Genomic DNA, 10,308 nt, shown 5'->3' on the forward strand with positions numbered 1-10,308 from the left:
CTTAATTTTACTCATTCAAATAACTAACCAAACCAGGCAAAATCTTCTCAGCCTCTTGACGTCCCACCTGATAGACACGCTTAATCTCATTTTTATCTTGCTCAAGCGTGCCAATATTTAATGCTTCTGGCGGACGAATGACAAACGTCTCTCCCGCATTTTCATCCGCTTCAATGTTGTCCAACACGGCGTTATAATCTTCTGCTCTTGTAGCCAACTTATCTAATACGGCCGGATACTCACGCAATAGCACCTTTTCAACTGGGAAAAGTTTGCTTTGTTTCTTTCGATATTCCTTTGGCTGAGTTGTAATCACGATCTTTTTATCAAAATTATTCTTCTTCAAAAAGCCATACGGGATCGAATCTGAAACGCTGCCATCAAAATAATAATGACCACCAATAGCTACCGGATGCGCAAAAAATGGAATCGATGATGAGGCTCTGATCCATTCTAAATCTACATAACCCGCATCCCTCAATTTATGATAAACTGGCTCTCCTGTTGCGGCATCCGTTGCCACACACCAAAAGTCCATCGGATTAGCCATAAAAGTCTTCTTATCAAATACATCCAACTTATCTGGCAAAACGTGATAACAAAAGTTGGCCGCATACAAATTACCTGATCTGCGCCATGACTTCCAGCTTGCATAATATGGCTTACCCGTAAAGCGCAGATTATAACGCAATACTCGGCCGATCTGTCCCGACTTCATATTAACGCCAAAAGCCGCACCAGCTGAAACGCCAATTGCACTATCAAAACTAATATTATTTTCCATTAAGACGTCAAGCACACCCGCGGTAAAAAGCCCACGCATGGCTCCGCCTTCTAAAACTAAACCTGATTTCATAACCTATCCCCTATAAAAAAGACCTATGTTTTTTCGACATAGGTCTAATTTATTCTTATTTTAAAATCACTTCAAGCCTTTCCATTTCCACTCAGTAACTTCTGGCATATCTTTACCATAATCACGAATGTATTGGTGGTGCTTTTCAAGCAAGTCATCCATATGACTAATGAAGTCCGCATGCTTGCCCTTTAATTTTTCAACGCTTTCAACAGCATCCTTAGCTAAATCGAAACGGTCCAAGTGGTTCAAAACACGCATGTCAAATGGAGTAGTAATGTCACCATTTTCCTCATAGCAGTGAATGTGAACGTTATGACGGTTTCTAGCAAACCAGATTGATTCCATCATGGTCTTGTAGCCGTGCCATGCAAAGATTACTGGAACATCCTTAGGGAATAAGCGATCAAATTCTTCATCAGAAAAAGCATTCTTATTATCCTTAGGGCTCATTAACTTCATCACGTCAACCACGTTAATGTAACGAATCTTAAGATCTGGGAACTTGTCGTGCAAGATATCGATTGCTGCCAAAGTTTCCATTGTTGGTTCAGTTTCAGTTGAAGCAAAGACTACATCCGGCTTAGCACCCTTATCAGTTGAAGCCCAATCAACATAGCCTAAACCGTGATCAACCAGCTTTTGTGCTTCTTCAATTGAGAACCATTGTGGACGAGGTTGTTTTGAAGTTACCAAGACGTTAATGCATTCACGATCTTGCAATGCCTTGTTACCAACGGCCAATAAAGTATTGGTGTCTGATGGCAAGTACTCATGAACAAGATCTGGACGATTCTTTTCAAACAAGTGAGTTAAAATACCTGGATCTTGGTGAGTGTAACCGTTGTGATCTTGTTGGAATACAGTTGAAGTTGCTACAAAGTTAAGTGATGGATAATCATGACGCCAGTATTGTTCCTTAGCTTTTCTGAGCCACTTCATATGTTGGGTAAGCATTGAATCAACTACACGGCCAAATGCTTCATAGGTTGCGAAAAATCCGTGACGACCAGTCAAGACATAACCTTCAAGGAAGCCTTCGTCTTGGTGTTCTGATAATTGTGAATCAATTACTCGACCACTTGGAGCCAAGTTTTCATCATTTGGTTCATGAATCTCTGTTTCCCATTGACGCTTTTGATCATCAAGAAGTTTAAACAAACGGTTAGACTTAGATTCGTCTGGACCAAAGCCACGGAAAGTAGTTGGGTTGAGCTTGGCTACTTCATTTAAGTACTTAGCCCATTCTACCATGTCTTGTGCTTCAACAGAGCCTGGCTTATCAAACTTCAAGGCAAAGTCGCGATAATCTGGCAAGTTCAAACGCTTAGGGTCAATTCCACCGTTAGTGATTGGATTCATAGCCATACGGTGGTCACCCTTAGCAGTGTTTTCAAGGACGATTTCCTTTGGTGAACCATCTTCATTGAATAATTCATCAGGCTTGTAGCTTTCAAGCCAATCAACCAGCATATCTGCATGCTTCATGTCGCTTTGAGATACCGGAATGGGAATTTGGTGAGCTCTAAATGAGTTTTCAATTGGATTACCATCAAGATCCTTCTTAGGACCAGTCCAACCCTTTGGACATTGGAAGATAATTAATGGCCAATGTGGCAAGGTAGCATCATTATTTTTACGGGCGTGCTTTTGAATAGCCTTAATCTCTTCAATGACTTCATCCATTGTCTTAGCCATTTCTTCATGAACTTGCATTGGATCCTTTTCACCATCGAAACGGCTGCCCTTAAAGACTGAAACGAAGTGTGGGTCCCAACCCATACCGCGGAAGTATTCAGTCAATTCTTGATCGCTCATTCTGGAAACGATCGTTGGGTTGGAAATCTTGAAGCCGTTGATTTGCAAGATTGGCAATACTGCACCATCTTTAATTGGGTTAATAAACTTGTCACTAAACCAAGATGCAGCAAGCGGACCAGTTTCGGCTTCACCGTCACCAATTTCAACTGTGGCAATAACATCTGGATTATCCAAAATTGCACCTACACCGTGAGACAATGCATAACCTAATTCCCCACCTTCGTGGATTGAACCTGGAGTTTCAGGAGCAGCGTGTGAAGCAACACCACCTGGGAAACTGAAACGCTTGAACAACTTAGCCATACCCTTTTCATCTTGAGTGATTTCTGGATAACGTTCAGTGTATGAACCATCAAGGTATGAATTAGAAACCATTACCTGACCGCCATGACCAGAACCTTCAATGTAAAACATATTCAAATCATATTTCTTAAGTACCCGGTTCAAGTGGGCATAAATGAAGTTTTGTGGTGCAATCGTGCCCCAGTGACCAATTGGCTTGGGTTTAACATCTTCCGCAACTAATTTGTGTCTCAAAAGTGGGTTTTTCATTAAGAACAACTGACCAACTGATAAGTAGTTGGCTGCGCGCCAATAAGCATCAACGCTCTTTAAATAGTCTTTAGAATCGTAATCAACTGGCATTTATTTTTCTCCTTATGCGCTCTAAGTCAGCTCTTTTATATTGTATTATTTATAATTCTATCATACCAATCTTCTTGTCAAATTCAATCATTTTTGCAATTGGATACTACCAATTTAAATAAGTCTTAAGATTTACAACCGCATCGTCTTATTCTTGTAGTTACGCTATTTTCGCTTTTTAATATAAGTGTTTGCTTGAGCAAATACTGATAAGTACAGATAAACAAGCAAGATCAAATAATTACAGCAGCAGACTGACATGTTAGATTAATTGATGGAGAGCGAAAGATGACTCAAGAAGAACGACTAATTCAAATCAAAAAACTATTAAAAGAAAAGCACCAGCTTTCAACCAGAAAGCTTGCCGAGCATTTTCAAATTTCCTTTGATACCGCTCGACGAAATGTGATTCACTTAACTTCAACTGGCCAAGCAATCCGCATTCATGGTGGATTGATGGAAATTGATCAAAATAGCGTACCTGATTTTTTAGCCAGAAATCAAATTCAGTCGCCCATTAAACTGAAAATGGCCAAGATGGCAAAAAGATTCGTCCATCCCGGTCAATGCGATTTCATCGGTTCTTCAACTATTTTAAAACAACTCTGTCCTTTGCTTAACGGAATGGATTTACAAGTAGTAACTAACTCAATCGACAATGCATTAAGCATGTTAACCAGCGAAATTCCATCCGTTCGACTGCTAGGTGGCTTAATCAAACGCTACATCTATTCGGAAGCAGCTCTGGAAACGATTCGCAAGATTCATTTCAATACAGCATTCATTGGGGCTTCCAAAATAAGAGCTGATGGCGTCTACACCCCTAGAATGGAAGACGCGGAAATTGTACGTACGGCAATTGCTCGTGCCAACCAAGTTGTTTTAGTAGCTGAGAAATTTAAATTTACTAATATTTCGTCTTCTCCATATATGTCCGCTCTGTTAAATAAAGTTGATGTCCTAATTACGGACACGTCCTTAACGGAGGAACAAAGATCTCTTTTTGATTCTAAAACACAGATTATACCTATCTTAAAGGAGTAATTATTATGTTCAGCCTATTTACTCATAACAAACATGCCACTTCTGATAATAAAAAAGTTTATCAGGAACTTAAAAAGTTTTACAACAGTTTTTCCAGTGATATCTACAATGAAATGAACATTGGTCGCTATCGTCCTATTCGTGATGCTATTGGTTTGGTCATGAATAAATTTGATAACAATGATCATCCTATGGAATATACCAGCAAATTAGTAATGTACATTGAAGCTACTGTAGCGTTAAATCACTTGCATCTAACTCCTGAGCAAGAAGATTTAATGCGAAAATTAACTGAATTGACAAAATATGTAAATCTTTCTTATGTTTATCTGAGTCCTATTGATTCAGAAAAGCAATTTGCTAATATTTAGGTAAAATCTAGACATGCTCTAGATCAAAAAAATGAATCCAAAAAAGTCGTTACCCTAATCCGATTAGAGTAACGACTTTCTTTATCCTAAAGATGGATTCCAAGAAGCATTCGTGCTTCTCTGCTCATCTTATCTGGTGTCCATTGTGGATAATAGACCAATTTTGTTTCACACTTCTTTATTCCATCAATCGACATCGCTGCTTCATAAATTGATCCAGTCAAGACATTGGTAATTGGACACCCCATAGTAGTTAAAGTCCAATTAATCTTGCAGACTCCTTGATCATCTACATCAATTTTATAGATCAAACCTAAGTCAATGAGCGATACGCCTAATTCTGGATCAATCACTTTCGCCAAAGCATCATAAACAGCTTTTTCTTTTTCGTTTAATTTGCTAACATCCATTAGCCAATGGCTCCTTCCATTTGGAAACTAATCAATCGGTTAAGCTCCACAGCATATTCCATTGACAATTGTTTAGTGAATGGTTCTACGAATCCCATAATGATCATTTCGGTAGCTTTCCTTTCAGGAATACCACGGCTTTCAAGATAATATAGTTCCTCATCAGAAACCTTGGATACCGTAGCTTCATGTTCCATCGCTACATGAGCGTTGTTAATTTCATTAGTTGGAATTGTATCTGAAGATGATTGATCATCCATAATAATCGTGTCGCATTCAACGTGAGCTTTAGAACCGTCTGAATTTTTAGCAAACTTGACGCTACCACGATAATCGGTTGAACCTCCACCTTTGGCAATTGACTTGGAAACGATTGAACTAGAGGTATTAGGTGCATTATGAAACATCCCTGCCCCAGAATCTTGATGAATGCCGTGATGTGCAACCGCAATTGAAAGCATCGTTCCGCGTGCACCCTCACCATTCAAATAAACACTAGGATACTTCATAGTAACTTTCGCACCTAAATTGCCGTCTACCCATTCCATCGTGGCATGCGCACCAGCTACAGCTCGCTTGGTTTCCAAACTATAAACATTATCTGACCAGTTTTGAATAGTAGTGTAACGACAATATGCATCACTCAACACATTGACTTCAACTACCGCAGCGTGCAATGAACCAGATGAATACTGTGGAGCAGTACATCCTTCAACATAATCAAGGTGCGCGCCCTTATCCACGATGATTAAAGTTCTTTCAAACTGACCAGAATTTTCAGCATTCAATCTAAAGTAAGCTTGAACAGGAGTTGGTACCTTAACGCCTTTAGGCACGTAAATAAATGTACCACCAGACCATACAGCGCCATTTAATGCGGCAAACTTGTTAGAAGTTGGTTTTACTAATTTACCAAAATACTTTTTAAACAATTCTGGATATTGTTGCAAGGCGCTATCAGTATCCATAAAGACAATGCCTAGCTTATCGAATTGTTTCTTCATGTTGTGATAAACCATCTCTGACTCATACTGAGCAGCTGAACCAGCCAAGTACTTTCTTTCAGCTTGCGGCACACCCAGGCGCTCAAAAGTTTCTTTGATATCTTCAGGTACGTCTTTCCAATCACGGTATTTTTTATCCGTCATTTTTTGATAGTAAAGCATATCCTTCAGATCAAGACCTGATAAATCTGGTCCAAAATTAGGCATTGCCATTTTTTGGTAGATCTTGAATGACTTTAAACGATAATCCAACATCCATTGTGGTTCATGCTTTTCTGCAGAAATTTTTCTAACAACTTTTTCGTTTAAACCACGTCCAGTTGAGAACTTTGGTTTCACATTATCGTGAAACCCATATTGATAATCTTCATCTTTTACAATGTCTTCTACCTTAGTCATTTTCTTCGTCCTCGTCTTTGCCTAACAAAATCCGCTCAAGTGCCCACCAGGCTAAAGTTGCACACTTGATTCTAGCTGGAAACATCATAATATTGGTCATTATTTGTGCATCCCCCAGTTTGGCAATCTCATCCTTGCTACAATCTTTGCCCATTGCCATCTTGGAAAAAATCTTAGCAATTTCTATTGCCTCATCTTTATTCTTTCCTTTAACAACCTGAGTCATTAAACTCGCAGAAGCTTGACTAATTGTACAACCTTCGCCATTAAATTTGATCGCGGAAATCTCATTTTGATCATTCAAATTAAGAAATAAATTCAATTTATCTCCACAGCTAGAGTTATACACTGTTGTTTGATAATCAGCATCAGCAAGACTGCCATGATTCTGTGGATTGTTTGCATTTTCTAAAATTACTTCACGGTATAAAGATTTAAGCCTATCTAAGCTCATTTTGGAAGAACTCCTTTATTACTACTAATGCGCTCAAGAACTTATCCGCTTCTTCTTGAGTATTGTAAATCGCAAAACTAGCTCTCACAGTACTTTCAACTCCTAGAGTTTCCATTAGAGGCTGTGCGCAATGATGACCAGCTCGCACTTCAATTCCTTCTAGATCTAGTGCTGTAGCCAAATCATGAGGATGAATACCTTGCATATTAAAGGAAATTACGCTGCTGCGTTCACTGATATTTTGAGGGCCATAAAACGTCAATCCTGCTATTTTTTGTATTTTTGGAAATACATAATCAATTAAATCTTGCTCATATTGCCGCAGCTTATCTAAACCAACATGTTCAATAAAATCAATTGCGCCTTCTAGGCCAATTGCCCCTTCAATGTTTGGCGTGCCAGCTTCAAATTTTTGAGGAACAGGAGCCCACGTAGCACCCTCACGTGTTACATTAGCAATCATTTCACCGCCTAAACGATATGGTGGCATCTTCTCTAATAACTTTTTTCTCCCATATAAAACTCCGATGCCATCTGGGCCAAACATTTTATGTCCAGAAAAAGCATAAAAATCAGCTTCTAGTTCTTGCACATTAACATCAAAATGACCGATAGCCTGCGCGCCATCCACGACAATAACTGCATTATTTTGATGAGCTAGCTGAGCCAATTCTTTAATTGGATTAATGCATCCTAATACGTTGCTAACTTGGGCAACTGCTATAATTTTTGTTTTAGGCGTGATCTTCTTCTTAGCATCTGCTAAATCAAGCTTTTGTTCCTGATCTAATTCAATGAACTTAAGCTTAGCATGCTTACGCATCGCTAACTGTTGCCAAGGAAGTAAATTGCTGTGATGTTCCATGATGGAAACCACGATTTCATCCCCAGCCTGAATATTCTGCTCACCATAGGTATTAGCTACTAAATTCAAGCTATCAGTGCAACCACTAGTAAATACTATTTCACGCTCACTTTTAGCATGAATGAAATCTTTAACTTTCTCGCGCACGCTTTCGTAATACTTAGTAGCCCACATCCCTAAAGTATGGACGCCACGATGAACATTGGCCCGATAAGTTTCGTCAAAATGCATCATTTTTTTACTAACTGACACAGGTATCTGCGCTGTAGCAGCATTATCTAAATAAATTAAGGGACTATCATTGATTTTGCGTTTTAATATAGGAAAATTATCCCTAATTTGCTTGATATTTTTGTCCATTAATCAATTTTCTTTCTAGAATATCAATCATCTTTTGCCGGACATCTTTATCTGGAACTGCATCCAACACTGCACCCAAAAAGCCTCTAATAACTAATCTCTGTGCTTGATCATAAGGAATACCACGACTCATCAAATAATTCATTTGAACAGGATCAACTGGTCCCACACTTGCAGCGTGAGCAGCAATAACATCGTTTTCATCAATTAACAGTAAGGGGTTTGCATCCCCACGAGCATCTGGTGACATCATCAATACTCTATTCTGTTGATCAGCTTTAGAGCCATGAGCTCCATGAACAATTTGACCAATCCCGTTAAAGATCAGCTTGGATTGATCTAACAGAACCCCACGCTGATTAATTAAACCCGTTGAATGAGGGCCACGATTCGTAACGCGATTATTGATAAAGTACTTTTGCTTATCACTAGTAACTGAAACCAATTGTGAGTTAGCATAACTACCTTCGCCAACTAGCTCTGAATCAATTTCGCCCAAGGTATCACAAGAGTTCATCAATCCAACAGCCCATTCAACATGCGCATCTTTTTCAATATTGGCATGACGATCAAAGTAAAAAGTGGTTTTCTTGCTTAATTCTTCTACTGATGAAAATTCAACATGACTGCCTGGTTTAGCAATGATTTCCACCATCATATTCGCAATATTGCTTTCTTCGCCAACTGTAGTTAAGTGTTGCAAAAAACGACAACTACTATTACTATCTGCCACGATCAACAAATGTTGGTACCAATTCAATTTTTTAGTACTGTCTTGAATTAGCTTAACTTCAATTGGATCATCTAAAACAACATTTTTAGGAATGTAAAGCAAAATTCCGCTGTTTAAATAAGCTAAATGTTCCGCATTTAATTTATTTTCATCACCTTTAATTACTTCGGTCATGAAATATTTACGCATAAAATCAGGCAAATCACGAAACGCCTCAAATAGATCAACTAATACTACACCTTTATTAGCCATCTCTGGTGATAAGTTAGTTTGAATAGTATCAGTACCAAACTGAATTAGATTAGTTTCAAAATCTTCTGTAACATTTTCACTACTTGCATCATTGGTGCATATAGTTTCAGATTTGTTTGCAAAATCTACATCACCAGGATGAAAGTGTTCCATCTTTGGCATAGCTAATTGAGAAATTTGTTCTTGAGCCTTTTCTCTTCTTTTAGTAAGCCAGGACGGTTCATGATTTTCCTCACTTAATTTAATTAATTGTGCCTTCTCATCCATGAGATAGCCTCCTAATCTTCATCAACTAATTTGATATGAAGACCTAATTCGTCGCGCAGGCCAGCATAGCCTTCATTTTCAAGACGTTTAGCCAGTTCAGGGCCACCATCTTTGACAACACGGCCACCCATCATAACATGAACTACATCGGGTACAATGTAATTAAGCAATCTTTGATAGTGAGTAATAATTAATGAACCGAAGTTGTCACCACGCATTGCATTTACACCACGAGCCACTACCTTAAGAGCATCAATATCAAGCCCTGAGTCAATTTCATCCAGGATGGCAAATTGTGGCTTAATCATCAATAATTGTAAAATTTCATTTCTCTTCTTTTCACCACCTGAGAAGCCTTCATTTAAGTAACGTTCAGTCATTGCTTCATTCATATCAAGCAGATCTAGATTCTTATCCAATTCTTTCAAGAATTCAGTTATTGGCATTGGATCATTTTTAGGACGGCGTACATTAATCGTAGTTCTTAAAAATTCCGCATTAGTAACACCAGGAACTTCGGCAGGATATTGCATTGCTAAAAAAAGTCCTTTACGAGCACGCTCATCAACTGGCATACTTAAGATACTTTCACCATTTAACAAAATATCACCTTGAGTTACGTGATAATGTGGATTTCCCATAATAGTCTCAGACAACGTCGACTTACCTGTACCATTAGGACCCATAATGGCATGAATTTCTCCAGTTTTAAGGGTTAAATTGACTCCCTTCAGGATTTCCTTCATCTTTTTCTTTTCATCATCTTTGACCTCAACGTGTAAATCCTTTATCTCCAGAACTGACATATATATTTCCTTTCAGTAATC

General features: G+C 38.6%; 10 protein-coding genes. 2 read left to right on the top strand and 8 right to left on the bottom strand.

The genetic code is table 11. The features are described 5' to 3' along the window. Positions 1-7: 7 nt before the first annotated feature. Complete coding sequence (locus HMPREF0518_RS05105; RefSeq protein ID WP_003626797.1) at positions 8-856, bottom strand: patatin-like phospholipase family protein; 849 nt, start codon at positions 854-856, stop codon at positions 8-10. A gap of 66 nt (positions 857-922) precedes the next feature. Beyond that, the gene (locus HMPREF0518_RS05110; protein WP_003626798.1) at positions 923-3,322 is read right to left on the bottom strand and encodes a phosphoketolase family protein; all 2,400 of its coding nucleotides are present in this window, start codon (positions 3,320-3,322) and stop codon (positions 923-925) included. A gap of 288 nt (positions 3,323-3,610) precedes the next feature. Here HMPREF0518_RS05110 and HMPREF0518_RS05115 point away from each other — a divergent pair, with 288 nt between their 5' ends. Both HMPREF0518_RS05115 and HMPREF0518_RS05120 read left to right on the top strand, forming a co-directional pair. Then, positions 3,611-4,366 (top strand): DeoR/GlpR family DNA-binding transcription regulator, encoded by a 756-nt coding sequence (locus tag HMPREF0518_RS05115; protein ID WP_003626800.1) that lies wholly within the window; start codon positions 3,611-3,613, stop codon positions 4,364-4,366. A gap of 5 nt (positions 4,367-4,371) precedes the next feature. Next, positions 4,372-4,737 (top strand): bacteriocin immunity protein, encoded by a 366-nt coding sequence (locus HMPREF0518_RS05120; protein ID WP_003626801.1) that lies wholly within the window; start codon positions 4,372-4,374, stop codon positions 4,735-4,737. Between the two features lie 86 nt (positions 4,738-4,823). On the opposite strand, the gene HMPREF0518_RS05125 is transcribed toward HMPREF0518_RS05120, so the two are convergent. Genes HMPREF0518_RS05125 through sufC form a run of 6 tightly spaced genes read right to left on the bottom strand, consistent with a single transcriptional unit; the run spans position 4,824 to position 10,287 of the window. Continuing rightward, the gene (locus HMPREF0518_RS05125) at positions 4,824-5,147 is read right to left on the bottom strand and encodes a metal-sulfur cluster assembly factor (RefSeq protein WP_003626804.1); all 324 of its coding nucleotides are present in this window, start codon (positions 5,145-5,147) and stop codon (positions 4,824-4,826) included. Next, complete coding sequence (sufB, locus tag HMPREF0518_RS05130) at positions 5,147-6,550, bottom strand: Fe-S cluster assembly protein SufB (RefSeq protein WP_003626806.1); 1,404 nt, start codon at positions 6,548-6,550, stop codon at positions 5,147-5,149. The genes HMPREF0518_RS05125 and sufB overlap by 1 nt, the downstream gene beginning before the upstream one ends. Next, complete coding sequence (gene sufU, locus HMPREF0518_RS05135) at positions 6,543-7,004, bottom strand: Fe-S cluster assembly sulfur transfer protein SufU (protein ID WP_003626807.1); 462 nt, start codon at positions 7,002-7,004, stop codon at positions 6,543-6,545. The genes sufB and sufU overlap by 8 nt, the downstream gene beginning before the upstream one ends. Next, the gene (locus tag HMPREF0518_RS05140) at positions 6,991-8,229 is read right to left on the bottom strand and encodes a SufS family cysteine desulfurase (protein WP_003626808.1); all 1,239 of its coding nucleotides are present in this window, start codon (positions 8,227-8,229) and stop codon (positions 6,991-6,993) included. Before HMPREF0518_RS05140 ends, sufU begins: the two co-directional genes overlap by 14 nt. Further along, positions 8,204-9,481 (bottom strand): Fe-S cluster assembly protein SufD, encoded by a 1,278-nt coding sequence (gene sufD, locus HMPREF0518_RS05145; RefSeq protein ID WP_003626809.1) that lies wholly within the window; start codon positions 9,479-9,481, stop codon positions 8,204-8,206. The genes HMPREF0518_RS05140 and sufD overlap by 26 nt, the downstream gene beginning before the upstream one ends. An 11-nt stretch (positions 9,482-9,492) precedes the next feature. Then, positions 9,493-10,287, bottom strand: a complete 795-nt coding sequence (gene sufC, locus HMPREF0518_RS05150) for a Fe-S cluster assembly ATPase SufC (RefSeq protein WP_003626810.1) — start codon at positions 10,285-10,287, stop codon at positions 9,493-9,495. Positions 10,288-10,308 lie beyond the last annotated feature (21 nt).

The sequence above is a fragment of the Lactobacillus helveticus DSM 20075 = CGMCC 1.1877 genome (assembly GCF_000160855.1).
GTDB classification, from domain to species: Bacteria; Bacillota; Bacilli; order Lactobacillales; family Lactobacillaceae; genus Lactobacillus; species Lactobacillus helveticus.